The organism is Actinophytocola sediminis (genome assembly GCF_054779715.1).
Genome location: NZ_BAAGXS010000001.1, coordinates 69,376 through 93,534 on the forward strand (window position 1 = coordinate 69,376; position 24,159 = coordinate 93,534).

The 24,159-nt window shown below is 69.9% G+C and carries 25 protein-coding genes and 1 pseudogene; 18 read left to right on the forward strand and 8 right to left on the reverse strand.

Annotated elements, in window-relative coordinates:
• Positions 1–30: 30 nt before the first annotated feature.
• Entirely contained in the window at positions 31–1,038 is a 1,008-nt protein-coding gene (locus tag ACYVIP_RS00340; protein WP_460390668.1) for an RNA polymerase subunit sigma-70, read from the forward strand.
• Here the strand turns inward: ACYVIP_RS00340 and ACYVIP_RS00345 are convergent, their stop codons facing one another.
• Together ACYVIP_RS00345 and ACYVIP_RS00350 are read right to left on the reverse strand one after the other, a co-directional pair.
• Positions 1,039–1,626 carry a dihydrofolate reductase family protein gene (locus ACYVIP_RS00345; RefSeq protein ID WP_460390670.1) on the reverse strand — a complete coding sequence of 196 codons (588 nt, stop codon included), beginning with the start codon at positions 1,624–1,626 and terminating at the stop codon, positions 1,039–1,041.
• A gap of 29 nt (positions 1,627–1,655) precedes the next feature.
• The gene (locus ACYVIP_RS00350; RefSeq protein WP_460390672.1) at positions 1,656–2,615 is read right to left on the reverse strand and encodes an AraC family transcriptional regulator; all 960 of its coding nucleotides are present in this window, start codon (positions 2,613–2,615) and stop codon (positions 1,656–1,658) included.
• A gap of 157 nt (positions 2,616–2,772) precedes the next feature.
• Between ACYVIP_RS00350 and ACYVIP_RS00355 the strand changes: the two genes are divergently transcribed.
• From ACYVIP_RS00355 to ACYVIP_RS00365, 3 genes are read left to right on the forward strand one after another with little or no spacing between them, the layout of a single operon-like run.
• Entirely contained in the window at positions 2,773–3,276 is a 504-nt protein-coding gene (locus ACYVIP_RS00355; protein ID WP_460390674.1) for a 2Fe-2S iron-sulfur cluster-binding protein, read from the forward strand.
• Positions 3,273–4,259 carry an FAD binding domain-containing protein gene (locus ACYVIP_RS00360; protein ID WP_460390676.1) on the forward strand — a complete coding sequence of 329 codons (987 nt, stop codon included), beginning with the start codon at positions 3,273–3,275 and terminating at the stop codon, positions 4,257–4,259. The genes ACYVIP_RS00355 and ACYVIP_RS00360 overlap by 4 nt, the downstream gene beginning before the upstream one ends.
• On the forward strand, positions 4,256–6,568 hold the full coding sequence (locus tag ACYVIP_RS00365) for a xanthine dehydrogenase family protein molybdopterin-binding subunit (protein ID WP_460390678.1): 2,313 nt from the start codon (positions 4,256–4,258) through the stop codon (positions 6,566–6,568). Before ACYVIP_RS00360 ends, ACYVIP_RS00365 begins: the two co-directional genes overlap by 4 nt.
• Positions 6,569–6,732: 164 nt before the next feature.
• On the opposite strand, the gene ACYVIP_RS00370 is transcribed toward ACYVIP_RS00365, so the two are convergent.
• From ACYVIP_RS00370 to ACYVIP_RS00380, 3 genes are read right to left on the reverse strand one after another with little or no spacing between them, the layout of a single operon-like run.
• Positions 6,733–7,557 (reverse strand): helix-turn-helix domain-containing protein, encoded by an 825-nt coding sequence (locus ACYVIP_RS00370; RefSeq protein WP_460390680.1) that lies wholly within the window; start codon positions 7,555–7,557, stop codon positions 6,733–6,735.
• A gap of 54 nt (positions 7,558–7,611) precedes the next feature.
• On the reverse strand, positions 7,612–7,842 hold the full coding sequence (locus ACYVIP_RS00375; RefSeq protein WP_460390682.1) for a hypothetical protein: 231 nt from the start codon (positions 7,840–7,842) through the stop codon (positions 7,612–7,614).
• Positions 7,843–7,870: 28 nt separating this feature from the next.
• The gene (locus ACYVIP_RS00380; RefSeq protein WP_460390684.1) at positions 7,871–8,086 is read right to left on the reverse strand and encodes a hypothetical protein; all 216 of its coding nucleotides are present in this window, start codon (positions 8,084–8,086) and stop codon (positions 7,871–7,873) included.
• Between the two features lie 574 nt (positions 8,087–8,660).
• Between ACYVIP_RS00380 and ACYVIP_RS00385 the strand changes: the two genes are divergently transcribed.
• The 5 genes from ACYVIP_RS00385 (at position 8,661) to ACYVIP_RS00405 (ending at position 11,033) form a co-directional block, all read left to right on the forward strand.
• On the forward strand, positions 8,661–9,536 hold the full coding sequence (locus ACYVIP_RS00385; protein ID WP_460390686.1) for a helix-turn-helix domain-containing protein: 876 nt from the start codon (positions 8,661–8,663) through the stop codon (positions 9,534–9,536).
• Between the two features lie 41 nt (positions 9,537–9,577).
• Positions 9,578–9,871 (forward strand): DUF397 domain-containing protein, encoded by a 294-nt coding sequence (locus ACYVIP_RS00390; protein WP_460390688.1) that lies wholly within the window; start codon positions 9,578–9,580, stop codon positions 9,869–9,871.
• A gap of 71 nt (positions 9,872–9,942) precedes the next feature.
• Positions 9,943–10,116 (forward strand): hypothetical protein, encoded by a 174-nt coding sequence (locus ACYVIP_RS00395; RefSeq protein ID WP_460390690.1) that lies wholly within the window; start codon positions 9,943–9,945, stop codon positions 10,114–10,116.
• Entirely contained in the window at positions 10,113–10,340 is a 228-nt protein-coding gene (locus tag ACYVIP_RS00400) for a DUF397 domain-containing protein (RefSeq protein WP_460390692.1), read from the forward strand. The genes ACYVIP_RS00395 and ACYVIP_RS00400 overlap by 4 nt, the downstream gene beginning before the upstream one ends.
• Positions 10,341–10,565: 225 nt before the next feature.
• Positions 10,566–11,033: an NUDIX hydrolase gene (locus ACYVIP_RS00405; protein WP_460390694.1), complete on the forward strand. Its 468-nt coding sequence runs from the start codon at positions 10,566–10,568 to the stop codon at positions 11,031–11,033.
• Here ACYVIP_RS00405 and ACYVIP_RS00410 read toward each other — a convergent pair.
• Complete coding sequence (locus ACYVIP_RS00410) at positions 11,023–11,520, reverse strand: NUDIX hydrolase (RefSeq protein WP_460390696.1); 498 nt, start codon at positions 11,518–11,520, stop codon at positions 11,023–11,025. The two genes, ACYVIP_RS00405 and ACYVIP_RS00410, sit on opposite strands and share 11 nt — an antisense overlap.
• A gap of 300 nt (positions 11,521–11,820) precedes the next feature.
• Complete coding sequence (locus tag ACYVIP_RS00415) at positions 11,821–12,726, reverse strand: LysR family transcriptional regulator (RefSeq protein WP_460390698.1); 906 nt, start codon at positions 12,724–12,726, stop codon at positions 11,821–11,823.
• A 112-nt stretch (positions 12,727–12,838) separates the two neighbouring features.
• On the opposite strand from ACYVIP_RS00415, the gene ACYVIP_RS00420 reads away from it, so the two are divergent.
• Both ACYVIP_RS00420 and ACYVIP_RS00425 read left to right on the forward strand, forming a co-directional pair.
• Positions 12,839–13,279, forward strand: coding sequence for a VOC family protein (locus tag ACYVIP_RS00420; RefSeq protein WP_460390700.1), 441 nt, complete (start codon positions 12,839–12,841; stop codon positions 13,277–13,279).
• A 12-nt stretch (positions 13,280–13,291) separates the two neighbouring features.
• Positions 13,292–15,577: a xanthine dehydrogenase family protein molybdopterin-binding subunit gene (locus tag ACYVIP_RS00425; protein WP_460390702.1), complete on the forward strand. Its 2,286-nt coding sequence runs from the start codon at positions 13,292–13,294 to the stop codon at positions 15,575–15,577.
• Here the strand turns inward: ACYVIP_RS00425 and ACYVIP_RS00430 are convergent.
• Complete coding sequence (locus ACYVIP_RS00430; RefSeq protein ID WP_460390704.1) at positions 15,537–16,448, reverse strand: helix-turn-helix transcriptional regulator; 912 nt, start codon at positions 16,446–16,448, stop codon at positions 15,537–15,539. The genes ACYVIP_RS00425 and ACYVIP_RS00430 overlap by 41 nt on opposite strands.
• Before the next feature lie 190 nt (positions 16,449–16,638).
• Here ACYVIP_RS00430 and ACYVIP_RS00435 point away from each other — a divergent pair, with 190 nt between their 5' ends.
• From ACYVIP_RS00435 to ACYVIP_RS00465, 7 genes and pseudogenes are all read left to right on the forward strand, one after another.
• Positions 16,639–17,664, forward strand: coding sequence for a zinc-dependent alcohol dehydrogenase family protein (locus ACYVIP_RS00435; protein WP_460390706.1), 1,026 nt, complete (start codon positions 16,639–16,641; stop codon positions 17,662–17,664).
• Positions 17,665–17,709: 45 nt separating this feature from the next.
• Positions 17,710–17,865 (forward strand): annotated as a pseudogene (locus tag ACYVIP_RS00440) (class I tRNA ligase family protein); the annotation flags it as partial.
• A 12-nt stretch (positions 17,866–17,877) separates the two neighbouring features.
• Entirely contained in the window at positions 17,878–18,312 is a 435-nt protein-coding gene (locus tag ACYVIP_RS00445) for a hypothetical protein (protein ID WP_460390805.1), read from the forward strand.
• 256 nt (positions 18,313–18,568) lie between these two features.
• Positions 18,569–19,510 carry an ABC transporter permease gene (locus ACYVIP_RS00450; protein WP_460390708.1) on the forward strand — a complete coding sequence of 314 codons (942 nt, stop codon included), beginning with the start codon at positions 18,569–18,571 and terminating at the stop codon, positions 19,508–19,510.
• Positions 19,507–21,441: a dipeptide/oligopeptide/nickel ABC transporter permease/ATP-binding protein gene (locus ACYVIP_RS00455; protein ID WP_460390710.1), complete on the forward strand. Its 1,935-nt coding sequence runs from the start codon at positions 19,507–19,509 to the stop codon at positions 21,439–21,441. Before ACYVIP_RS00450 ends, ACYVIP_RS00455 begins: the two co-directional genes overlap by 4 nt.
• A complete protein-coding gene (locus ACYVIP_RS00460) occupies positions 21,438–22,490 on the forward strand; it encodes an oligopeptide/dipeptide ABC transporter ATP-binding protein (protein WP_460390712.1) in 1,053 nt (350 codons plus the stop codon). The genes ACYVIP_RS00455 and ACYVIP_RS00460 overlap by 4 nt, the downstream gene beginning before the upstream one ends.
• 36 nt (positions 22,491–22,526) lie before the next feature.
• The gene (locus ACYVIP_RS00465) at positions 22,527–24,140 is read left to right on the forward strand and encodes an ABC transporter substrate-binding protein (protein WP_460390714.1); all 1,614 of its coding nucleotides are present in this window, start codon (positions 22,527–22,529) and stop codon (positions 24,138–24,140) included.
• Positions 24,141–24,159: the final 19 nt, after the last annotated feature.

The following is a 24,159-nucleotide window of genomic DNA, read 5'->3' on the forward strand; positions in this document are numbered from 1 at the left end:
CCCCTCGTACCGGTGGAAGGATGGCTGACCATGACCGACGCCAGACCGCTGGGCGCCGACGAGGCCACGTTCCTCGCGGCGGTCCGCTCAGGTGATGCGGCGCGGTTCGCGCTCATCACGGAGCGCCACCGGCGTGAGCTGCGGGTGCACTGCTACCGGATGCTCGCGAACTACGAGGACGCCCAGGACATGACGCAGGAGACGTTCCTGCGGGCGTGGCACAAGCGGGCGTCGTTCAAGGGCCACGCCGCGCTGCGGACCTGGCTGTACCGGATCGCGACGAACGTCTGTCTCGACTTCCTGGAGAAGCGCAACGACCGCACACCCGTACCGTCCGGGCTGCCGGACGCCGGCTCCGAGGTGCCGTACCTGCAGCCCTACCCCGACCGGATGCTCCCCGAGGACCCGCAGGAATCGGTGGTCGCCCGGGAGACGATCGAGCTGGCGTTCATCGTCGCCGTCCAGCACCTGCCGCCGCGGCAGCGGGCGGTGTTCATCCTGCGCGACGTCCTCGGCTGGCCGGCGTCGACGGCCGCCGACGCCCTCGAGCTGACCGTCGCCTCGGTGACCAGCGCACTGCAGCGGGCGCGCGTGACGATGCGCGAGCGGCTGCCCGGCCGCCGCCTCGACTGGTGCGGCCCCGCCACCCACGAGCTGTCGAATGACGAGCGCGGCGTGGTGAAGTCCTACATCGACGCCCACGAGCGCAACGACCTCGACGGGCTGACGTCCCTGCTGCGCGACGACCTGCGCTTCGCGATGCTGCCCGACCCGGGCACCGTTGTCATGACGGCCAAGGACGCGGTGGACGGCTGGGTCTCCGGTGGGCTCTTCCGACGCGGCCACGACGACTGGCGCGGTGTCGCCACGACGGTCAACCTGATGCCGGCCGCCGTGCTGTACCTGCGCACCCCCGACGACCCGGAATACCGGCTGTTCGCCGTCGCGCTCCTGCACATCGTCGACGGGAAGATCGCCGAGCTCACCGGATTCGACGTCACCGACACACCATGGCTGGACCTGCCGCCGACACGGTGATCATCGCCTTGTCTCGTAGCGGGTCAGCACCACGCCGCCGGGAAACGTCCGCGTCTCCACCAGGGTCAGGTTCACCCAGCTGTCCAGCGCGGTGAAGAACGGCGTGCCGCCGCCCACCAGGACCGGCACGGTGACCAGCACGTACTCGTCGATCAGCCCGGCTCGCATGGCGGCCCCGGCGAGCGTCGCGCCGCCGATGTCCATCGGGCCGCCGTCCTCGGCCCTGAGCCGGGTGATCTCGGTGACCGCGTCGCCGGTGACCAGGCGGGTGTTCCAGTCGACCTTGTCGATCGTCGAGGAGAACACCACCTTCGGCATGTCCCGCCAGCGGCGGGCGTACTCCATCGCCGCCGGGGTGGCGCCGGGCTGCTGGTCGGCGGTCGGCCAGTGGGAGCTCATCGCCTCCCACAGCTTGCGCCCGTACAGCGCCAGGCCCGTCGCCGCCACCCGGTCGGACCACCACCCGAACAGCTCGTCGCTCGGCGACGAGTCCGGTCCCTCACTCCCACTCCAGCCGAGGTCGCCACCGGGCGCGGCGATGTAGCCGTCCAGGGTCAGGTTCATGCCGAAGATCAGTTTTCGCGTCATGCCAGTACAGACGGGCGGGGCGGGAAAACCTAATCGGTGGCGGCCCCGTTGCGTACCCGATCGCGGTAGTGGGCCGGGGCCACGCCGACGACGCGCTTGAACGCCGTGCTGAACGCGCTCTCGGAGGCGTAGCCGAGGTCGGTGGCCAGCGACCTGATGCCGCTCTGGTCGGCACGCAGTGCCCGCTGGGCGAGCAGCATCCGCCAGTGGCCGAGGTAGGCCAACGGCGGCATCCCGGCGACGGCCCGGAACCGTTCCGCGAACGAGGTCCGCGACATGCCCGCCGCCCGGGACAGCTCCGCCAGCCCCCACGGCCTGCCCGGCGCGTCGTGCATGATGGCCAGCGCCGGTCGCAGCCGGTCGTCGGCCAGCAGGCGCAGCCAGCCCGGCGGCAGGTCGGCCCGGTTCGCGTAGGCGCGCAGCACCTCCAGCGCGAGCAACTGGGCACGTTGCCGGATCGCGAACGCCGAGCCCATCCGGCCATCGGTCAGTTCGTCGACCACGCGGTCGAGTTCGTGGCGCAGGTGCGACGCGGTCGGATCCGACGACCGGACAACGCCCACCGGCGGCAGCGCCTGCATGAGCAGCGCCCGGCCGGTCTCGTTGAGGTCGATCCGCCCACCGACGCCGACATTGTCGGCGACCGCGCGGTCGACGTCATTCAGCGGCGCGAACGACTCGGCCATCGCCAGTTCCTCCGGCGGACCATCGCCCTTGCCGCCACGCAGTGCCAGCCACACCCGGCCGTTGAGCACAGCCACGTCCCCCGGTCCCAGCCACAGCGGCTCGGCGACGCCATCGGTACGGAGCTCGGCATCTCCGGCCACCGACGCGATCAGCTTCAACGCCCCGTCGACGGGGCCCTCGGCCACCCACGGTCCGCGCATCGCGAACCCGCCGGAGAGCACTCCGCGCACCTCGACGAGGTCGAAGATCTCGGACAGCTGGTCGATGACGGGCGTACTCCCGCTCATGTAAACCGGACTCATAATGATTCCTACCACGGTCTGCCGGCTCCAGACTGGGGTGCATGAGCCACCAGCAATCCGTGGGGTCCTGGTTAGCCGCACCCTCGACCATCCGTGACATCGCGGGCATCGACCTGACCGGCCAGCACGTGGCCGCCCGGTTCGGGGCGACGCGGCGATGACGATCCGGGTCAACGGCTCCGAGGTCACCGTGCCCGAGGACGCGCGGGTCTCCCTGCTCGACCTGTTGCGTGAGCACCTGAACCTGACCGGTACCAAGGTCGGCTGCCGACAGGGCGCCTGCGGCGCCTGCACGGTCCTGGTCGACGGCAGGCGGGTGCTGTCCTGCCTGACCATCGCCGCGCAGGCCGACAGGAAATCGGTCACCACGATCGAGGGGCTGGGCAGCACCGAGGCGCCGCACCCGATGCAGACCGCCTTCGTCGAACACGAGGGCATGCAGTGCGGCTACTGCACCCCCGGCCAGATCTGTGCCGCGGTCGGGATGCTCGCGGAGGCGGCGGCCGGCGCGCCGAGCTACCTGACCGCCGATCTCGACGCGGAGGTCACGCTGTCCCGGGAGGAGATCAGGGAACGGATGAGCGGGAACCTGTGCCGATGCGGCGCACACAACGGGATCGTGGACGCGATCGTGCGGGTCTCCGGGGACGGTGCGGCATGATGCCGGTGGAGTACCACAGCGCCACGTCGGTCGAGGAGGCCGTGCGGCTGAAGGGGTCGGCGGGCTGGCGTCTGCTCGGGGGCGGTACGAACCTCGTCGACCTGATGTACAAAGGCGTCGAGCGGCCCGTCCGGCTGTTGGACGTGACCGGGTTGTCGGACTCGATCGAGGCGACTCCCGATGGCGGGCTGTCCATCGGCGCCGCCGCCCGCAACAGCGACGTGGCCGCCCACCCGATCGTCCGGCGGCGGTACCCGATGCTCAGCCGCGCGGTCCTGGCCGGTGCGTCGGGGCAGATCCGCAACATGGCCACGGTCGGCGGGAACCTGATGCAGCGAACCCGGTGCGCGTACTTCGCCGACGCCGCCGGCTCGCGCTGCAACAAGCGCCGACCGGGCAGCGGATGCGACGCGGTCGGCGGATTCCAGCGCTACCACGCGATCTTCGGTGCCTCGGCGGACTGCCTGGCAACCCATCCCTCGGACATGTGCGTCGCGCTCGCGGCGCTGGACGCCCGAGTCCACCTGGCCGGCGCCGACGGCTCGCGCGTCGTCCCGCTCGTCGAGTTCCACCGGCTGCCCGGATCCCGGCCCGAGTTGGAGACGGTGCTCGGCGACGACGAGGTGATCACCGCCGTCGAGCTCCCCGCTTCCCCGTTCACCGGTGCGTCGGACTACCGCAAGGTGCGCGATCGGGCGAGCTACGCCTTCGCGCTGGTCTCCGTGGCCGCCGGAGTGTCCACAACGGACGGACGGGTCGACCAGGTGCGGATCGCGCTCGGCGGTGTCGCGGCCAAACCGTGGCGGGCGTCGCTGGCCGAGGCCGCGCTCGTCGGCGCTCCGGCCACGACCGGCGCGTTCGAGGACGCCGTCGCCGACGAGCTGGCGCAGGCGAAGCCGTTGCCCGGCAACAGGTTCAAGGTCGAACTGGTGCGCCGGACCGTGGTCTCGGTCCTCACCGGACTGGTCGGAGGTGACCGGTGAGCAAGGTCCAGAACGCCGCCATCGCCACGATCCGGGCGGTACTGGGGCGGGTCCCGGCGCGCTGGCTGCCGGGTGGCAGCCCGGATCCACTGATCGAGCAGCGGGTGCTGACCGGGCGGCCCACCAGGCGCGTCGACGGTCTGCTCAAGGCGGCCGGAGAGGCGGTGTTCGCGACCGATGTCGCGCTGGACCGGCTGTCCTACGCGACCCTGGTGCACAGCACGGTCACCCGGGGGCGCATCAGCCGGATCGACACCGCTGCCGCGGAGGCCGCACCGGGGGTGCTGCTGGCGCTGACCTACCGGAACATGCCACGGCTCGGCATTCCCGCCATGCTGGGCGGGGTCAACATGAGCGCCGCGGGCAACAGCGGCCTGCCGATCATGCAGGACCCCGAGGTCCGCTACAACGGCCAGGTCGTCGCCGTGGTCGTGGCCCAGACCCAGGAGCAGGCCGACCACGCCGCGTCGCTGGTCGAGGTCGACTACACCGAGCAGACCGCGCGGGTACGGTTCGAGGACGCCAAGACCGACGCGCGAAGCCTGGACTCGTTGCTGTTGGACAGGAACCCGCAGTCGGTCGGCGACGCCGAGCGGGAGCTGGGCCGGTCGGCGCACCGGGTCGACAACCTCTACCGGACCCCGCCGCTCAACCACAACGCCATCGAGCTGCACGGGGTGACCGTGGCCTGGGAGCAGGGCACCCTGGTCGTGCACGACGCGAACCAGGCGGTCGCGACCACCGCACGGGCGCTGGCCGGCCTGTTCGACCTCAAGCCGGAGCAGGTCCGGGTGCGCTCGCCGTTCGTCGGCGGCGCGTTCGGCGCGAAGGCGATGTGGGACCACCACATCATCGCCGCGGCGGCGGCCAGGATCGTGGACCGGCCGGTGCGGCTGATGCTGAGCCGGGAAGGGGTCTACCGCATCATCGGCGGCCGCAGCCCGGCCGAGCAGCGGGTCGCCATCGGTGCCGACGCCGAGGGCAACCTCACCGCGTTGGTCCACACCGGATACTCGGTCATGCCGCCCTACGCGGCCTGTCCCGAGCAGTTCGCCTCGGGCAGCAGACTGGCCTACCGGGCCGGGAGCTACCGGTTCCACCAGCGCCACCTCGATCTGGACATCGTGCCCAACACCTTCATGCGCGCACCGGGGGAGGCCATCGGCAGCTTCGCGCTGGAGAGCGCGGTCGACGAACTGGCCGGCGAGCTGGGAGTCGACCCGATCGAGCTGCGGCTGCGCAACACGCCGCATCGGCATCCGATCACCGGGCAGGAGTTCTCCCAGCACGCGGGGAGCCAGGCCTGGCGCGACGGTGCCGAGCGTTTCGGCTGGGCGGACCGGCCGCGCGCACCAGGCGAGCGCCGCGACGGCGAGTGGGCCGTCGGCATGGGCTGCGCCGGCGGTGGGTTCCCGTATGTGCGCCTGCCAGCCAAGGTCGGCCTCACCCTGCGCGGCGACGGGTCGGCGACGGTCTTCTCGTCGGCCCAGGACATGGGTATGGGCGTGGCGACGGTTCAGGCGCAGCAGGCCGCGGACCGGCTCGGCCTGCCACTGCACCAGGTCTCGGTCGAATTCGGCGACTCCGCACTGCCGAAGGGACCGATGGCCGGGGGATCGGCCCAGACCACGTCGAACGCCGCCGCGATCACCGCGGCGGCGCGCAAGCTCACCGGCGAGTTGCTGCGGCTGGTCGGCAAGGACAGCCCGGTGTCCGGACTGCGTGCCAGCGAGGTCCGGCTGACCGAGGAGGGCGTCGCGAGCGTCGCGGACCCCGGCAGGCACGAGAAGTTCAGCTCGATCCTGGCCGGGGCCGGCCGGGACGAGGTGTCGGTCACCGCGTCGAGCGCTCCTCCGCTGGAGTTCCTGCGGTTCACGATGCACAGTAGCTCCGCGATCTTCTGCGAGGTCCGGGTCAGCACGGTCACCGGCGAGGTGCGGGTCAGCCGCCTGCTCGGCTCGTTCGACACCGGGACGATCGTCAATCCGGCGACGGCGACCAGCCAGTTCAAGGGCGGGATGATCATGGGCCTCGGGCTGGCGCTGACCGAGGAGACGTTGTTCGACGACCGCAGCGGCCGGATCATGAACCCCTCGCTCGCCGACTACCACGTCCCCGCACATCTGGACGTGCCGGAGATCGAGGTGATGTGGACCGGCATCCCCGACCCGCGGGCCCCGCTCGGAGCGCGGGGGATCGGCGAGATCGGGGTCACCGGCGTCGCGGCGGCCGTCGCGAACGCGGTGTTCAACGCGACCGGTACCCGGGTTCGTGACCTGCCGATCACCCTGGACAAACTGCTCGGGTGAGTATCCGAGCCGGTGCCCAGTGCCGGGGTCCTGTCTCGGGACTGGGCCAAGGTGAACCGTGGGTAGTGACCATGGGGTGGGCGGCGACGCGTACCGGCGGGGGACAGGGCGTCGCCGCCCACCAGGGCGCCTGGTCGTGGCGTGGAACGACCGGGCGGTGTCGGTCAGCGCGGCGGTCCGCTGGTGAGGGTCCGGGCAAATGTGGTGACGAGTTGGCGTGACTGGTGTTCGTCGAGGGCGTTTGTGGTGAGGTGGCGGAACAGGGTGCGATAGGTGTTGATTTCGGTGGGTGTTTCGATGAAGTGGCTGGTTGTTTCCGCGTCGAGGTGGGCGATCTGTTTGTAGTCGCGGATGTGGAGCAGGGTGAATGGTCCGGTCACGCCGACCGTTCGGGGGACGATCCGGATGGTGATGGCGGGTCGAATGGACCAGCGGAGGAGGGCGTGTACTTGGTTGGACATGATTTCGGTGTTGCCGACGGGGGTGTGGAGGACGAATTCGTGAATGAGGAAAACGCAGTCTGGTGGCTGGTCGTTGTCGAGGATGTGTTGCCGTTCGCGGAGCGCGGTCACCCGGTCGGTGACGTGCCATCGCGGCACGGTGGGGTTGGTGTGGAGCAGGGCGGTGGCGTAGGCGGTGGTTTGGAGTAGGTCGGGGATCGTGTTGTTGTGGTAGGTGCTGATTTGGGTGGCGTGTTGTTCGTGGTCGGAAAGCGTGGGTGCGTGTTTGGGGAGTGCGGGGTCGTGGTGGAGGTGCCAGTTGGGGCGGTGGTCATGGCTCAACGCCATGAACTGTTCGCGTTCGTCGCCGCCGGCTCCGCAGACGGCCATGAAGGCGGCGACATCGTGGCTGGAGCCGCCTCGTTTTCCAGAGAGGACGCGGGACACGCGGCTGGGGCTCCAGTTCAGTTCTCTGGCGATTCCACTGGCGTGGAGTCCGCGGCGTTCCATGATCCGGCGGAGCCCTTCGCCCAGTTCGCGGCTGCGCACTGTCGGTTCCCGGTCCTGCACTGCTGTTCGCACCCTTTCGTTGGTTGTGGCGGTTCAGTTGTGATCGTCGGTCCAGACGAGTCGCATGGGGGTGATGCGTTCGAACTGCGCCAACGCCCGTTCCGGGGTGGTGGTGTTGGCGATGGTGGACAGTCCGGAAGTGGGGTCGCGGCGGAAGGTGACGACTTCCTGATCGCCGTACGGGTGGGTTATCGACATGCCGACGGCGTAGACGCTGTCGTCGCGGCCGTCGAGGGTTTCCAGGGTGAAGGTCCGGATGTTCACGGTGTTTCTCCAGCGGGTGTGGGTTTTGTCAGGGTGGGGGCCAGATGTGGTCGACGGTGCTCAGGCAGCACTCCGGGCACAGCACTCGCCGGTCGGCCGCCGGGCGGTGGGTGGTGACGATGGCGACCCAGAGTCCGCAGGCTGTCCATGCGCCGTGCCGTGCCGGGGCGTCGAGCACGATGTGCAGTCGTCCCGCGTAACGCGTGCCTGATGGGTTGACGCCCCAGCGCCACCACTCGGTCATGACGACTCACCACCTTGTGCGCTCGGTCCGACCGGGACCGCCCTGCCGGCTGCCATGGGGTGGGTGACGGCGTGACGCGGTGGGGAGTGCCGCCACCCACCAGTCCGCCCGGTCGCGGCGCGTTCGACCGGGCGCGGGCGTGTCGACGTCCGGCAGCGAGCGAGCCGACCAGTTGCTGGTCACTTGCTCGGCGGGCCTGCTGGACGCGACCGGGTCCCGCTCGCCCGGCATGGAGCGAGCGGGACCCGGCGTGGGCCGTGTCAGGCATGGCCAGGCCTGGCGGCGGCGCTTCGATCGCCTTGGCCCGACGCCAACGGTGCGGAGCTTCCCGGGCCACTCGCTCGCTGGCGGCGCCTGCACGCGCTGCTGGCCTGCTGGACCCAGCCCGGCGCCGTTGCTGATGACACGGCACAACCCGTGGATGGCCGAACGCGGAGCGGTGATAAATTTTGTACGCATCCGAGCCTCGATCCTTCCAGGTGGTTCGTCTGCAAGTATGCTAACTCTTGTACATAAATTATGTACGCACCCTAACGGGTGAACTGTGACCCACTATGTGTGATCGGGTCGAGAGGTGGCGGACTTCGTGACAGGGCAAGGGGCTTCACAGCAGTTGCCGCCGGCGGTGATGAAGATCCTGCTGGGGCGACGGCTCGAGGAGCAGCGGAAGCAGACCGGCCTCACTCAGGACGAGGCGGCCAAGGTGCTCCGCTGCACGCAGCAGAAGATCGCGTACATCGAGAACGGCGGCGGGGTCAAGTACCTCGAACTGAGGGGCCTGCTCGACGCGTACCACTCCAACGACGCCGACCGCGCCTACGCGGAGGATCTTCACCAGGAGAGCAACCGCCGCGCCAAACGAGGTGGGTTCCGGTCACGCTTCCGCCAGCACCTGCGGCTCCTGGTCGACCTGGAGCCGACATCTCAGCGCTACTTCTCCCATCAGGCGAAACTCGTGCCGGGTCTGTTGCAGACCGAGGACTACATGCGTGCGCTGTTCCGCGCCTGGCGCCCATCGCTGAGCCGGGACCAGATCGATCAGGACACCGAGGATCGCTTGGGGCGTCAGCGAATCCTGGACAACGTTGATCAGCGGTTCTGGTTCATCTTCGACGAGGCGGCTCTCCGCCGCACAACCGGCAGCCAGGAGATCATGCGTGCCCAGATCCACTGTCTGGTGGACATCATCGATCGGCCCAACGTCGACATCCAGGTCGTGCCGTTTGATATCGGCTACTACATGGGCCAGGCGCACAGCTACTACCTGTTCGGGTACGACACGACCCCACCGGTGGACATCGTCTACCTTGAGCAGCACGACGGCGGCGAGTACGTGGACGAGAACAAACGCACGGCCAAGTACCAGACCTTGTGGGAGCAGCAACGGGCCGCTGCCATGGGTCCCGAGCAGACACGGCGCTACCTGCTCGATCTCGTCCGGTCGTTGTGATCACCGTTGGCACTGCACACCATCGGAAGGCACGACCGCAAATGAACAGCAGCATCACCGGCCAGACTGGCTTCGGCCACTGGCGCAAGTCCTCGTTCAGTGAACCGAACGGCAACGAGTGCGTTGAGGTGGCCTGGCGCAAGTCGTCGTTCAGTGAACCGAACGGCAACGAGTGCGTTGAGGTGGCCTGGCNTGGCAACGCGTGCGTCGAGATCGCGTTCGGCCAGGAGGTGGTGGGTCTTCGTGACAGCAAGGCGTCCGACGGCCCCATCCTGTCGTTCGAACGCGGCCGATGGTTGACCTTCCTCGGTCACGTGGCCGCTCGTCACCCGTAGTCAGGAAAGACCCACGAGTCGGTGCTCGAACTGACCCAGCGGCCCGGGGCGGGATCGATCCGTACAAACCCGTGCTCGAGGTGGTGGCCGGCGCCACCGGTCTGTTCCTCGACGACCCGGACAAGGTCGCGCTCTATAGGCTGACCTCGGAGAAGCTGACAGATCTCGCGCTGGACGAGGAGCGCTCGGTGCGCCTGCTGCGGACCATCGCGAGAGATCTGGACGGAGAGCGAGGCAACGCATGACCGAGACCGTGTTCGGCCCCTGGCGCAAGAGCAGTCGCAGCGGCAACGAAGGTGCCTGTGTCGAGTTGGCCTGGCGCAAGAGCAGCCGCAGCGCCAACGAGAGTGCCTGTGTCGAGTTGGCGCACACCGCCACGTCCGGTGCGATCCGGGACAGCAAGAACCCGGGCGGTGGCCGCCTCGACGTGCCACTGACCGACCTGATCGCCGCGGTCAAGACCTGGTGAACACCCAGCGGTTGGTCGGGCGACCCGCTCGGCCAACCGCTGGTGGCCATGCTTATCCCAACAGCGTGTGTCGGTGACGCCACGAGAGATGCAGGGCTGCCGCCGCGTCTGGGGACAACCGACGGGATTCCCGTAGCCAGCGGAGCGTGTTCTCCTCGAACGGGAGCGCTAACGCCGCGCGTCTGGTGTGGATCCACGACCGTGTTCGCGAGGGGGCACCTACCGATGGCCGACCGCCACCTGATCGACGTTCACCTGCTACTTGTGCGCGACGGTCAGGTCCTGCTCACCCGGCGACGCGACACCAACCCGGTCTTCGACCGACGCTGGCATCTGCCCTCGGGCAAACTCGATGCCGGCGAATCGGTCCTGGACGCCGTGGCCCGGGAAGCTGACGAAGAGGTCGGTGTCCTCGTCGCACAGGACGACCTGCGACATGTGCACACCCTGCACGTCAACGGCTCGGGCCCCGAACCCCGTCTCGGGTTGTTCTTCGAAACCCGGCGCTGGGTCGGCGAACCCACCAACCGCGAGCCCGACAAGTGCTCGGCCGTGTCCTGGTTCTCCCTGGACGCGCTACCTGAGGAAATCATCGACTACCCGGCCGTCGGCGTTCACAGCTACCGTACTGGCGTTCCGTTCAGCATTCGTGGCTGGACCGCCGGATCGAACAACGCCGTGGTCAGTCGCTGAGGGTCAGTGGTGTGTGGCCCAACCGGTCGGCGAGCAGGTCGTCGAGCAGGTCGGGCAGGGTGGCGGGCAGAAGCTTGTCCTGGCACTGCCGCAGTTCGTCGGCTGACCACCAGCGGCGTTCGATCAGGCCGGCTTTCTCGTTGTCGGTGGGCCTGGGTGCGATCTGGGGCGCGGTGGTCGTTGTACGGCCGAGGAACACGTGCTCGACGCGATGGTGATCGTGGCCCTTGTAGCGGAACCGGGATTCCCGCACCCACAGTTCGCGGCCCAGGGTGGCGAGCAAGATCCCGGTCTCCTCGGCGACCTCGCGGAGGGCCGCGGCGTGCAGGTCCTCGCCGTCGTCCAGGCCGCCGCCGGGGAGTTCCCACCAGTGGTGGCCGGGGTTGGTGGGGTCGAGTGCGTGGATGAGCAGCACCTGGTCGGCAGGGTCGAGCAGCAGAACGCGGGCGCCGATGCGAGGCGTGGCGTTACTGGCCGGGGTAGGCATGCTGCGACGGTCCCCTCGCGGTCAGCTGACGGTCCAGGTGGCCTGGCAGCCGGCGACGAGCGGCGGAGACCCGCGAGTTAGAGCAGCGGTGTGGTCGCGGTCAGCGCAAGGCGCACGGTAAGTCCTGAATGGTCGGTGAGTCGGTAGCCGTCTGGGCCGGCTTCCCTGGTTTCGTGGACGTATTCGCACCCGGTGAGCACCTCGGTCTGTTGTGGAATGCCTTCGCCGAAGCGAGCCCGGCCCGCCCGGTCCCGACAGTCCTGCCAGGCTGAGGCTGGAACTGGTCGCCGCCACACTCGGCTAGGAGATCGTCGGCGCTGCCGGCGGGGTCGGGTCGCCTGGTCGGGTCTGCGCGACGGCGTGGTGCAGCGCGCTGACGAAGGCCGTGGTCGCGGGTGGATCCGGCGGGTCGCCATAGCTGGCCAGATAGACATGCCGCCGGAAATCGCGCAGGACGCTGGCCTCGATGCCGGGTGCGCGGTGGGTGCGCAGTGCCAGTCCGGGCATCGTTGTCACGCCCATGCCCGCGGCGACCAGTGCCTGCTGGACGATGATGTCGTCGCTGGTGTACGCGATGGGCGGGACGAAGCCCGCCTTGCCGCAGGCGTCGAGGAACTCGCGGCGGCAGTTCTCGCACCCCGCGATCCAGGCGGCGTCGCGGTTGCCTGCCAGTGTCTGGTCGGGTTCGAGGCTGAGCAGGTACATCGGGTCGTCGAACAGGTGCGTTGCGCGGATGTCGTCCGGGGCCGGGTCGTCGTAGCGGAAGACGACCGCGACGTCGACCTGCCCGGCCCGCAGCAGGTCGAGGGCCACGCGCGGGTGGGACTCGGTCAGGTGCAGTTCGACGCCGGGGTGCTCGCGGCGCAGGGTGCCCGCGGCGTGCGGCACCAGCGCGGCGAGCGCCGACTGGAAGCCGGCGACCCGGACCCGGCCGGTGCGCAGGCCCACCATCGCGGACAGTTCCGCGGCGGCGATGTCGACCCGGCCGACGATCTCGGTGGCGCGGCGGGCCAGGTGCTCGCCCTCCGGGGTGAGCCGGATGCCCCGGCCGACCCGCTGGACGAGCCGAGCGCCGGTCTCGGCCTCCAACCTGGCCAGATGACGACTGACGGCGGGCTGGGAGTAGTTCAGGTGCTTGGCGGCCTTGGTGACCGAGCCCTGCGCGGCGACCGCCGCGAGGACCCGTAACCGCAGGATATCCAGCATACATAAAGAGTACGCATGGGTTAGCCATCATATTGTCATTGGACGAATGAGTCGGTGCACGGGAGGCTGATCGCGGCGCGCCCGAAGATCCAACCCCGACAAGGAGATCATCATGATCAAGCGGATGGACAACATCGCCATCGTCGTCGACGACCTCGCGGCCGCCATGGCGTTCTTCGCCGCGCTCGGGCTGGAGCTGGAAGGCGAGGCGACGGTCGAGGGCAGCGAGGTGGATCGGCTCGTCGGGCTCGAGGGAGTCCGCTCGGACATCGCGATGATGCGCATGCCGGACGGCCACGGACGGCTCGAGCTGACCAAGTACCACTCGCCGGCGGTCCGGGACGCTGACCCGCGCGCTCCGGCGAACACGCTGGGCGCCCACCGCGTCATGTTCGCCGTCGAGGACATCGACGGCATCCTCGACCGGTTGCGGCCACACGGCGCCGAACTTCTCGGTGAGATTGTGCGGTACGAGAACAGCTACCGGCTCTGCTATCTCCGCGGCCCCGCGGGCATCCTCGTCGCGCTGGCCGAGCAGCTGCGCGACGCATAAGGTGAAGAACTGATGTCGACAGCGAAGCGCAGGCACGTCGGAACACCGGCTCCCCGGCGGGAGGACGCCCGGCTGATCACCGGCCGGGGGCGGTTCGTCGGCGGCGCCAGGCAGTCGGACTCGGCACACGCGGTGGTGGTGCGCAGCCAACTGCCCCACGGTCGCGTACGCGGCTGCGCCGCCGAACAGGCGCGGGCCGTGGCCGGCGTCCTGGACGTGCTCACGGTTGAGGACGCGCGTGGACTGGCACTGCCGTGCGCCGGCCTGGGGCCGGACCGGCCGACCCGGTACCCCGTGCTGGACGACATCGTGCGCTACGTCGGCCAGCCGGTCGCGGTGGTGATCGCCGAGACCGCGGCGGCCGCGCACGACGCCGCCGTCCTGGTCGACGTCGACATCGAGCCGTTGCCCGCGGTGGTGGGGCTGGAGCGGGCGCTGGAACCGGACTCCCCGCTGCTCTACCCCGAGTGGGGAACCAACCTGGGCATCGACTTCCCGCTGGGGGACGCGGAAGCGGCCACGGCGGTCGCCGAGCACGTCGTGGAGCTGACCTTCCGGCTCGCGCGGGTCGCGCCGCGGCCGATCGAGCCGCGTGGCGTGGTGGCCGACTACGACGGCGAGACGCTGACCGTGCGGACGGGAACCCAGGCCCCACACGTCATGCGCGACCAGGTGGCCGCCGCGTTGGGGCTCGCGGCCAACGCGGTGCGGGTCCTCGGGTGCGACGTCGGTGGCGGGTTCGGGGCCAAGGAACACGTTTACCCGGACGAGGCGCTGGTCTGCCTGGCCGCGCTCCGGCTGCGCAGGCCCGTCCGCTGGAGCGAGGCTCCCGGCGACCACCTGGCCGCCACCCTGCACGCCCGCGACGCGGCCCACCGCGGCCGGCTCGCACTCGACGCGGACGGCCGGTTCGTCGGGCTCTACTGCGACATCGTCGGTGATCTCGGCGCGCACGCGTCGAACGTCGGCCCCGGCCCGCTCGCGGTGTCCGCGATGATGTCCGCCGGCCCGTACCGGTTCGACACGGTGGGCGCGCGCGTGCGTGGCGTGGTCACCACCACCGCCCCGACCGGGTCGTACCGGGGTTACGGTCAGCCGGAGATCACCTGGACCAGGGAGCGGCTCATCGACGAGGCCGCCCGCAGGCTCGGGGTGGACCCGGTCGAGTTGCGGCTGCGCAACATGCTCGACGCACACGACCGTCCACAAAGGACGAGCATGGGCCAGGAGTATGACTCCGGTGACTATGCCGCCGTTCTGCGGACGCTGCGCGACCAGGTGCGCCACGAGCATGTCGAGGACGGGCGCCGGCGCGGCGTCGGCTTCTCCTGCCACGTCGAGATGACCGGCATGGGGCCGTCGATGACGATGAAGGCCGAAGGCCTGCAGGCGGGTGGCTTCGAGAACGCGGTCGTGCGCATGGAACCGGACACCTCCGTCATCGTCCACACCGGACTGGCCGGCATGGGGCAGGGCCTGGAGACCACGCTCGCGCAGGTGGCCGCCGACGAGTTGGGCGTCCCGCTGGAACGGGTGCGGGTCGTCATGGGCGACACCGCGGTGACCCCGTACTCGCCCATCGGCTCGATCGCCAGCCGATCACTCGCGGTCGGCGGCGGCGCGCTCGTGCACGCGGCGACCGCCTTGCGCGACAAGCTGTTCACGATCGCCGCGCACCGCCTCGAGGTCGCGACCGGCGACCTGGAGCTCGCGGACGACACGATCCGGGTCCAGGGCGTGCCGGGTGCGGAGGTCAGTCTCGCCGACCTCGCGACGTCCGCGTGGCGCGGCTGGGACCTGCCAGACGGGGTGTCGCCCGGCCTCGAGGAGCAGGCCACCTACGACCCGCCCGCCTACCTGTACGCCGCTGGCGCGCACGCCGTGGCCGTGGCGGTGGACCCGGGGACCGGTGCGGTGGAGATCGAGGGCTACTGGGTCGTCAACGACGCCGGCGTCCTGGTCAACCCGGCGATCGTCGACGGGCAGATCCGCGGGGGAGTGGTGCAGGGCATCGGCATGGCGCTCTACGAGAACGTCGGCTACTCACCGGACGGGCAACCCACCGCCACCTACGACCTGCCCACCGCCCTGGACGTGCCGAACATCGACATCGTCCACCGGCACACCCCGTCCCCGGTGACCCCGGGCGGGACGAAGGGCGTCGGCGAGTCCGGGACCATCAGCGCACCCGCCGCCGTTGGCAACGCGATCGCCGCCGCCCTGCCCGAGATCGCCGATCAGATCACCGCGGTACCCCTTACCCCCCAAGCCCTCCACCGGATGTTGGCGACGGGTTAGCTGCTGGTTCCCGGGTGGCGGCCCAGCTCGCGAGCAGGCTGAGGGCGTCGGCGGTGGGGGTGTTGGCGGCGGCGGTGTAGACGTTGAGGGTCAGTCCGGGTTCGGCGGGCAGTTCCATGGACTCGAAGTCCAACTCCAGCACGCCCGCGACCGGGTGGCGGAGCCGTTTGCGGCCGCTGCGGTGGAACTGCACGTCGTGGGAGGCCCAGTGGGTGCGGAAGACCTCGCTTTGCGTGGACAGCTCGCCGATGAGGGCGATCAGCGCCTGGTCGTGGGGATGGCGGCCCGCTTCCAGGCGCAGCATCGCGGCGGCGTCGGTGGCGATCCGGTCCCAGTCGACGAAGAAGTCGTGGGCGGCGGGGTCCAGGTAGATGAACCGGGTGGTGTTCGCTGGTCTGCGGGGGTCGGCGAGGACGGGGGCGTAGAGGGCGCGGCCGAGCGGGTTGAGGGCGAGGATGTCGTGCCGGGCGTTGCGCACCCACGCGGGTGCGTCGGTGATGGCGTCGAGGACCTGCCGCACTCCCGGCCGCACGCTGTTCGGCGGGGTGCGCCGGCGGCGCGGGCCGCCGACGGCCGTCCTGGCGAGGGCGAAGAGGTGATCCCGCTCGGCCTCGTCCAGTTGCAGCGCGCGGGCGAGCGCGTCCAGCACGCTCTCCGAGGCGCCGGCCAGGTTGCCCCGCTCCATGCGCACGTAGTAGTCGATCGACACCCCGGCCAGCATCGCGGCCTCCTCGCGGCGCAGGCCCGTCACCCTGCGGTTGCCGCCGTAGGCGGGTAGTCCCGCCTGCGCCGGGGTGATGCGGGCCCGCCGCGAGGTGAGGAACTCACGCACCTCCGCCCGGTGGTCACCGTGGTGGTCGTTCTGGCCCATGACTCGAGCGTAGGTGGTCTGGCGAAGGCCATGGAGGTAACGCCGGTACCCCGAACGCGGGGTCCTCCCTCGATCGCCCGGATGGTCGTTGACTTGGTGTTGTTACGCCTCGTTGACCTGCGGTAACGGCCCTCGACGGAGTTTCCTGGCGGCTGGCCGGGGTATGACAGCTCAAACCCGAAAGGACATCATGCGAGCGACATTCATGTACGGGCCCGGTGACGTGCGGGTGGAGCACGCCCCCGACCCGGTGCTGCGCGAGCCCACCGACGCGGTCGTGCGGATCGTGCGCTCCTGTGTGTGCGGCAGCGACCTGCACCCCTACCACTCGATGCCCGCCACCGAGCACGGCACGCCGATGGGCCACGAGTTCCTCGGGGTGGTGACCGACCTTGGCGCGGAGGTCTCCGGGCTCACGCGGGGTGACCTGGTGGTGGCGCCGTTCGCCTACGCGGACAACACCTGCGAGTTCTGCCGCGAGGGCCTGCACACCTCCTGCGTCAACGGCGGGTTCTTCGACGGCGCGCAGGCCGAGGCCATCCGCGTGCCGCAGGCACAGGGCACGCTGGTCGCGCTGCCCGGCGTCGAGGAGGACTCGGCGCTGCTGCCGTCGCTGCTGACCCTGGCCGACGTCTACGGCACCGGTTACCACGCCGCCAAGCAGGCCCGAGTGCGGCCCGGTACGACGGTGACGGTCATCGGCGACGGCGCGGTCGGCCTGCTCGCGGTGCTCTCGGCCAGGCAGTTGGGGGCCGAACGGATCATCCTGATGGGCCGGCACAAGGACCGCACCGACCTCGGCCGGGAGTTCGGGGCCACCGACGTGGTCGCCGCGCGCGGCGAGGAGGGCATCGCCGCGGTGCGCGAGCTGACCGGCGGGCACGGCACGCACGCGGTGCTGGAGGCGGTCGGGCACCTGTCCGCCTATGAGCAGGCCGTCGGCGTCGTCCGTCCCGGTGGCGTGCTCAGCCGGGTCGGCGTGCCGCAGTACGAGCAGGCGCCGATCGGGTTCGGCAGCCTGTTCGGCCCGAACGTCACCCTGACCGGCGGTCCCGCCCCCGCGCGCGCCTACCTCGAGGACCTGCTGCCCGGCGTGTTGGCCGGCACGGTCGAGCCGGGCAAGGTCTTCGACCTCACCGTCGACCTGGACCAGACACCAGACGGCTACCGCGCGATGGACCAGCGCGAGTCCCTCAAAACCCTCATCCGGCTCTGAGCACGCGAGGCACGATCGGACTCCGGTTTCTAGAGCCTCGGTAACGCCATCGATCCCGTGGCGATCGTCAACGACTACGGGACCGATGCCCTGCGTTGGTGGCTGGTACGTGACGTGCCGCGCGTCGGTGATGCCGACTACACCACGGATCGGCTTATCGCCCGCTACCACGAGGACTTGGCAAACGGGCTGGGTAACCTGGTCAACCGGACGGTGAGCATGATTCACAAGTACCGGAGCGGCACTGTTCCCGCGCTCCCCGAACCTCTCCCCGAGCTGCCGTTGACCAAGGTCATCGCCGCGGCTTCGGCCGCCGTGGACGCCGCGATGGAGCGTTTCGACTTCCGCCAGGCCACAGCGGCCGTCTGGAAGATCGTGGAAGAGGCCAACCGCTACGTCGTGGAGGTCGCGCCGTGGAATCTGGCGAAGGCGGAGAAGAACGGAGACGCCGGCGCGGGTGACCGGCTCAGCGACGCGCTTGCACTCCTGATCCACGCCGCACGGGTCGTCGCCGAGGAGTTGACGCCGTTCCTGCCCGAAGCCGCCAGCCGAGTGGCCGAGCAACTCGGCTCTGGTGGTAACCAACTCGACAGGCCCCGACCGCTGTTTCCGCGGATCGAGCTACCGGTCGAGACCGCGACCGGGTGAGCACCGAGGGTTACACGCACCTGTGTGGCCGGCCGAACACACCTGTGGATAACTGACTGTCCGGTACAGGAACGCTGTCGCTGAATGGCGGGAACAAGGGTTCACCTGCAGGTACATCCTGTTGTGCCTGCCCGCGTCAGCGAGGTATTGACTGACTGAACGGTACAACACATACTGGGGCGGTCGTGGACCTCGGTCCACATGACACACCCCGCACCGCCGAGGGGGTGGCTATTCGGTCCGGCAAGGGAGCTCGATGCGAACCGTACTGACGAGGTTGCTCACCGCGATCCCGCTGGTGTTCGTCGTCGTGAGCGCCACCTACTTCCTCTCCCTCGCGTCCGATGTGGATCCAGCGGAAATCATTCTCGGCGGAAACGCCACCCAGGAACAGATCGACGCGTTACGTGACCAACTTGGACTGAACCGGCCGGCGTTCGAGCAGTACTGGACCTGGTTGACCGGCCTGTTCCACAGCGACTTCGGCACCTCGCTCTACACCGGAGCGCCGGTGGGTGAGCTGTTCGCCGCCGCGCTGCCGGTGACGCTGTCGCTGGCGGTCGGCGGGCTGGTCATCGGGGTCGCCCTTGGCGTCGGCGCCGGGGTGCTCGCGTCGGTGGTCGCCGGCGGCAGGACCGACCGCGGGATCGTGGCGGTCTCCACCGTCGGGCAGGCCGCGCCGAGCTTCTTCGTCGGCATGCTGGTCATCTACGTCTTCGCGTTGGTGCTCGGCTGGTTCCCGGCCACCGGGTTCGTTCCGCTGACCGAGAGCTTCGGTGGGTGGTTGGGGTCGATCGCCCTGCCCTCGTTCGCGCTCGGGCTCGGGGTCGCCGCCGCGCTGGCGCGGCAGGCGCGGTCGAGCATGATCCGCGCGCTGCAACAGGACTACACCCGCACGGCGTTGAGCAAGGGGCTGTCCCGGCGTCGGGTCGTGCTCAAGCACGCCGCCCGCAACGCGGCCTCGCCGGTGGTGACGTCGGTGTCCTTTCAGGTCGCCCACCTGCTCGGGGGCGCGATCGTGATCGAGCGGCTGTTCGCGCTGCCCGGTCTCGGCTCGCTGACCATCGACGCGGTGTTGCGCTACGACCCGAACATCATCCAGGCGGTGGTGCTGTTCGCGGTGGTCGTGGTGGTACTGGTCAACCTCGTCGTCGACCTCTCCTATGTGTGGCTGAACCCCAAAGTGAGGGCGACATGAGCGAGCGCAGTCGTCTTGTGGCCCGCGTGCGCAAGCAGCGGGGCCTGCTGATCTGGGGTGTGCTCGTTCTGCTCATCGTGCTCGCCTCCGTGCTGGCGCCGGTGCTGGCGCCGGCGGACCCGAACACCGGCGTGCTCGCCAAGAGCCTGGCCCAGCCGTCGGCCGAGCACTGGTTGGGCACCGACCGCTTCGGCCGGGACGTGCTCACCCGGGTGCTGTTCGGTGGCCAGGTCGCGCTGCTCGCCGCGGTCGAGGCGGTGGGGATCGCCCTGCTGGTCGGTGTCCCGTGTGGACTCGTCGTCGGCTACGTCGGCGGCTGGCTGGAACGGATCGTCATGCGGGTCGTCGACGGCGTGATGTCCGTGCCGTTCCTGGTGCTCGCGATCGCGGTCATCGCGGCGGTGGGTCCCGGCCTGGGCAAGGCGATGGCCGTGGTCGGGATCGTGTACGCCATGTCGGTGCTGCGCCTGGTGCGCGGCGAGGTGTTGTCGGAGAAGGAAGAGCTCTACGTCGACGGGCTCCGGGTCTCGGGCGTGGGGGCCGGGCGCATCCTCTTCCGGCACATCCTGCGCAACATCGCGCCGCCGATCATCGTGCAGGCGACGCTGATGTTCGCCACCGCGATCATCGCCGAGGCGACCCTGTCCTACCTCGGGCTCGGCGTGTCGCAGCCGACCGCGAGCTGGGGCTCGATGCTCGCCGACGCCCAGACGACGATCCGGCAGAACTTCTTCCTCGCGGTGCCGCCGGGCGTGGCGATCCTGGTGACCGTACTGGGAATCAACCAGATCGGTGACGGCCTGCGCGACCTGTTCAGCCGGGAGATCACCACCGGCCGCTTCGGACTCAACGTGGTCCGCCGGACGCCGCGCGTGCGGGACGAGGTGACCGTCGAGCCGGTGGCGCCCGAGCGTCCGGTGGCGTTGGCGGTGTCGAACCTGAGTGTGTCCTTCCCGCACCACGGCGACGGCCAGGTGGCGGTCGTGCGCGACGTCAGTTTCCAGCTGCGCCGCGGCGAGTTGCTCTGCCTGGTCGGGGAGTCGGGCAGTGGCAAGAGCGTGACCGCGATGTCCACGCTCGGACTGGTGCCCTATCCGGGAGTCGTGACGGCGTCGGGCATCCGCCTCGGCGACGACGACATCGACGGCCTCGACTTCGCCGGGATGCGTGCCATCCGCGGAAACCGGGTCGGGGTGGTGTTCCAGGACCCGCTCGGCGCGCTCAACCCGACCTTCACCGTGGGCAACCAGCTGCGCGAGGCGATCATGGCCCACCGCAGGGTGTCGCGGGCCGAGGCCGACCGGATCACCGTCGAACTCTTCGAGCGGGTCGGGATTCCGCGCGCGGCCGAACGGTTGGCCGACTATCCCTTCCAGTTCTCCGGTGGGATGGCCCAGCGGGTGATGATCGCGATGGCGCTGTGCTGCGACCCCGAGGTGCTGGTCGCCGACGAGCCGACCACCGCGCTCGATGTGACCGTGCAGAAGCAGGTCCTGGACCTGCTCGTGGACCTGCGTGACGAACGCGGCCTGGCCATCCTGCTGATCACCCACGACCTCGGCGTGGTCGCCGAGGTCGCCGACTCGGTGGCCGTCATGTACGCGGGCGAGTTGGTCGAGTACGGGCCGGTCGCGGCCGTGTTCTCCCGGCCGGAACACCCCTACACCCAAGGACTTCTCGACTCGGTGCCGCGCAACGAGCCGTCGGCGGGGCCGCTGCGGTCCATCCGCGGCGTCGTGCCCCAACCCGCCGACTGGCCGGTCGGCTGCCACTTCGCCGACCGCTGCGACTTCGCCGTGGACGCCTGTCGCGGCGAACCGGTGCCGCTCACCGTGGCCGCGGACCGGACCCGGAGTGTCCGATGTGTACGGTCCAGTGAGCTGCGGCTCACGGGCATCCACCGCGACCACGTGGAGGTGGGCACGGCATGACGAACGCGCAGCCGCGCACCACCGGCACCGAGCAGGCCGAGGACACCGTGCTCGACATCGACGGCCTGTCGGTCCAGTTCCGGGGCGGGCGCAGGCGTCCGTGGGCGGCCCGGTCGGTCGTGCCCGCGGTCACCGACGTGCGCCTGCGGGTGCCCCGGGGGCGCACGGTCGGCCTGGTCGGCGAGTCGGGTTCGGGCAAGACCACGATCGGCCGGGCGATCCTGCGCCTGGTGGAGCCGAGCCGTGGGACCATCACGGCGGCCGGGTTCCGGGTCGACCAGTTCCGGGGGAACCCGCCCTCGGCGTACCGCAGGGCCGTGCAGGCCGTCTTCCAGGACCCGCTGGGGTCGCTCGACCCGCTGCTGGACGTGCGGCGGATCCTCGCCGAACCACTGAAAGTCCACTTCGGACTCGCCGCGCCGGCGCGGGACACCCGGGTGCGCGGGCTGCTCGACATGGTGGGGCTGAGCGCCGCGCACCTGAGCCGGTATCCCCACGAGCTGTCCGGCGGGCAGCGGCAGCGGGTCGCGATCGCCAAGGCGCTCGCCGTCGATCCCGAGCTGATCATCCTCGACGAACCGGTCAGCGCCCTCGATGTCTCGGTACAGGGCCAGATCGTCAACCTGCTCGCCGACATCCAGCGCGACCGCGGCATCTCCTACCTGTTCATCGCCCACGACCTCGCCGTCGTGCGGCACGCCAGTCACGAGGTCGCGGTGATGTACCGCGGCCGGATCATGGAGGTCGGCCCCGCCGACCGCGTGTGCGGCGCCCCCGAGCATCCCTACACCCGGCTGCTGTTCGACGCCGTGCCCGACCCCACCCCCCGAGCCCTGCGTACCACGGTTGCCGCCCAACGGTTCCAGCGAACACCGGAGCCAGGTGGCGCGGTGATCACCGAGGGATGTCCGTTCGTCGCGCGGTGTGCCTTCTCCAGAGTCGAGTGCACCGAGTCCTTTCCCGAGCCGACGCCGGTGCGCGGCGGGGGAGCGGTCGCCTGTCACGCGGCCGGTGAACTCCCGCCGGCAGGCCCCGGACAGCCCAACTGACCAGACATCGTCGTCCCCAGTATGAGAGGCCCCATCATGCACTCACGGGTCACCCGGCGCGCCACCGTCGGCGCATTGGTCACCGCCATGGCCATGGCGGCCAGCGCCTGCGGCGGCGGCGCCACGCCGGCCGGCGGCGGCAACCCGCTGGAGGACACGAGCGCCGAGCCGCTCCAGGCCATGGTGAAGGCCGACGGCGCGCCGGCCACGCCGACCGGGACGCTACGGGTCGGCTCGTGGATCTCCAACGCCTCCTTCGATCCCGTGGCGGACACGCTCATCCAGGGGCAGAACCACCAGCCCGCCTACGACACGCTGTTCCAGATCGACCAGGAACACCAGCCGGTGCCGTGGCTGGTGACCGAGTGGGACGCGCCGAGCGACACCAGCGCCCGCCTCACCCTCCGCGAGGACGTGGTGTTCCACGACGGCACGCCGTTCAACGCCCAGGCGGTCAAGGTCAACCTCGAGCGGGCGGCCAAGGCGCTCACGAGCCCGAACGCCAACATGTACGCGCTGATCGAGTCGGTGACGGTGGAGAGCGAGTTCGTCGCCGTCGTGAACTTCACCCGGCCCTACCCCAACTTCTACTACAACATGGCCACACCGGCGGGAATGATGGTCAGTCCCACGGCGATCCAGGAGGGCCGGGACCTCTCGCGTGAGCCGGCCGGATCGGGCGGGTGGCGCTTCGACGCCAGCAAGTTCGTCGATGGCAGCAAACAGGTCTACACGGCCAATCCGGACTACTGGAACAAGGACGCGGTCAAGGTCCAGACCGTCGAGGTCACCATCTACACCGACCCCGCCGCACGGCTCAACGCCTTCACCAGCGGGCAGATCGACATCATGACCTACGTGCCCGACGCCAACAAGGCCTCCGTCGAGACGGGCGTCAACCGGGTGTTCTCCGACCTCACCATCTCGACCACGCTGGTCATCCTGGACCGTGCGGGCAAGATCGTGCCCGCGCTCGGGGACGAGCGGGTACGCACGGCGATGGGGCTGCTGCTCGACCGCGACGGCTTCAACACGTCGGTCCTCGGCGGCAGCGGGCTGCCCGCGGGCGGGTTCTCGTCACCGACAACGCCCTGGCACGACGAGTCGCTCGACAGCCGCAAGCCGGACATCGACCAGGCCAAGAAGCTGCTCACCGAGGCGGGCTATCCCGACGGGTTCTCCTTCGACATGCCGAGCACGACCTCCATCGCCTCGGCCGTCGTGGCGATCCAGCAGATGCTGGCCGCCGGCGGCATCACCGCGAACATCAAGGACCTGCCGCCATCGGAGTTCACCGCCGCCCAGCGGGGCGGGGAGACTCCGGTGACCTACCTCATTCCCACGGCGGTGGACATCGACCAGTGGTGGACCAGGACGGTGTCGAACAACGGCCCGTACAACCCGTTCAAGCTGACCGACCTGGCCGACCTGGAGCAGAAGTACCTGGACTCGTTGACGTTGCCGGAAAAGGAGCGGGCGCCGGTGGTCAGGGAGTTGCAGGCCGAGGTGATCGACCGGGGCGCGATCTTCCCGCTGAGCCTGCGTTCGCGGATCGCGGCGGCCTCGGACAAGGTCGTGGCGACCCAGGAGCCGTTCTTCGCCCCGGAGGACTGGAGCCCCCGGCCCTACTACCTGTGGCTGGACCAGTAGGACCACCGGACACCAGAGA

Excerpts from the sequence above, each read along its gene's own strand:
- ACYVIP_RS00340 (WP_460390668.1), top strand. The coding sequence starts at position 31 with ATGACCGACGCCAGACCGCTGGGCGCCGACGAGGCCACGTTCCTCGCG.
- ACYVIP_RS00345 (WP_460390670.1), bottom strand. The coding sequence starts at position 1,626 with ATGACGCGAAAACTGATCTTCGGCATGAACCTGACCCTGGACGGCTAC.
- ACYVIP_RS00350 (WP_460390672.1), bottom strand. The coding sequence starts at position 2,615 with ATGAGTCCGGTTTACATGAGCGGGAGTACGCCCGTCATCGACCAGCTG.
- ACYVIP_RS00355 (WP_460390674.1), top strand. The coding sequence starts at position 2,773 with ATGACGATCCGGGTCAACGGCTCCGAGGTCACCGTGCCCGAGGACGCG.
- ACYVIP_RS00360 (WP_460390676.1), top strand. The coding sequence starts at position 3,273 with ATGATGCCGGTGGAGTACCACAGCGCCACGTCGGTCGAGGAGGCCGTG.
- ACYVIP_RS00380 (WP_460390684.1), bottom strand. The coding sequence starts at position 8,086 with ATGACCGAGTGGTGGCGCTGGGGCGTCAACCCATCAGGCACGCGTTAC.
- ACYVIP_RS00400 (WP_460390692.1), top strand. The coding sequence starts at position 10,113 with ATGACCGAGACCGTGTTCGGCCCCTGGCGCAAGAGCAGTCGCAGCGGC.
- ACYVIP_RS00405 (WP_460390694.1), top strand. The coding sequence starts at position 10,566 with ATGGCCGACCGCCACCTGATCGACGTTCACCTGCTACTTGTGCGCGAC.
- ACYVIP_RS00410 (WP_460390696.1), bottom strand. The coding sequence starts at position 11,520 with ATGCCTACCCCGGCCAGTAACGCCACGCCTCGCATCGGCGCCCGCGTT.
- ACYVIP_RS00415 (WP_460390698.1), bottom strand. The coding sequence starts at position 12,726 with ATGCTGGATATCCTGCGGTTACGGGTCCTCGCGGCGGTCGCCGCGCAG.
- ACYVIP_RS00420 (WP_460390700.1), top strand. The coding sequence starts at position 12,839 with ATGATCAAGCGGATGGACAACATCGCCATCGTCGTCGACGACCTCGCG.
- ACYVIP_RS00425 (WP_460390702.1), top strand. The coding sequence starts at position 13,292 with ATGTCGACAGCGAAGCGCAGGCACGTCGGAACACCGGCTCCCCGGCGG.
- ACYVIP_RS00430 (WP_460390704.1), bottom strand. The coding sequence starts at position 16,448 with ATGGGCCAGAACGACCACCACGGTGACCACCGGGCGGAGGTGCGTGAG.
- ACYVIP_RS00435 (WP_460390706.1), top strand. The coding sequence starts at position 16,639 with ATGCGAGCGACATTCATGTACGGGCCCGGTGACGTGCGGGTGGAGCAC.
- ACYVIP_RS00450 (WP_460390708.1), top strand. The coding sequence starts at position 18,569 with ATGCGAACCGTACTGACGAGGTTGCTCACCGCGATCCCGCTGGTGTTC.
- ACYVIP_RS00455 (WP_460390710.1), top strand. The coding sequence starts at position 19,507 with ATGAGCGAGCGCAGTCGTCTTGTGGCCCGCGTGCGCAAGCAGCGGGGC.
- ACYVIP_RS00460 (WP_460390712.1), top strand. The coding sequence starts at position 21,438 with ATGACGAACGCGCAGCCGCGCACCACCGGCACCGAGCAGGCCGAGGAC.
- ACYVIP_RS00465 (WP_460390714.1), top strand. The coding sequence starts at position 22,527 with ATGCACTCACGGGTCACCCGGCGCGCCACCGTCGGCGCATTGGTCACC.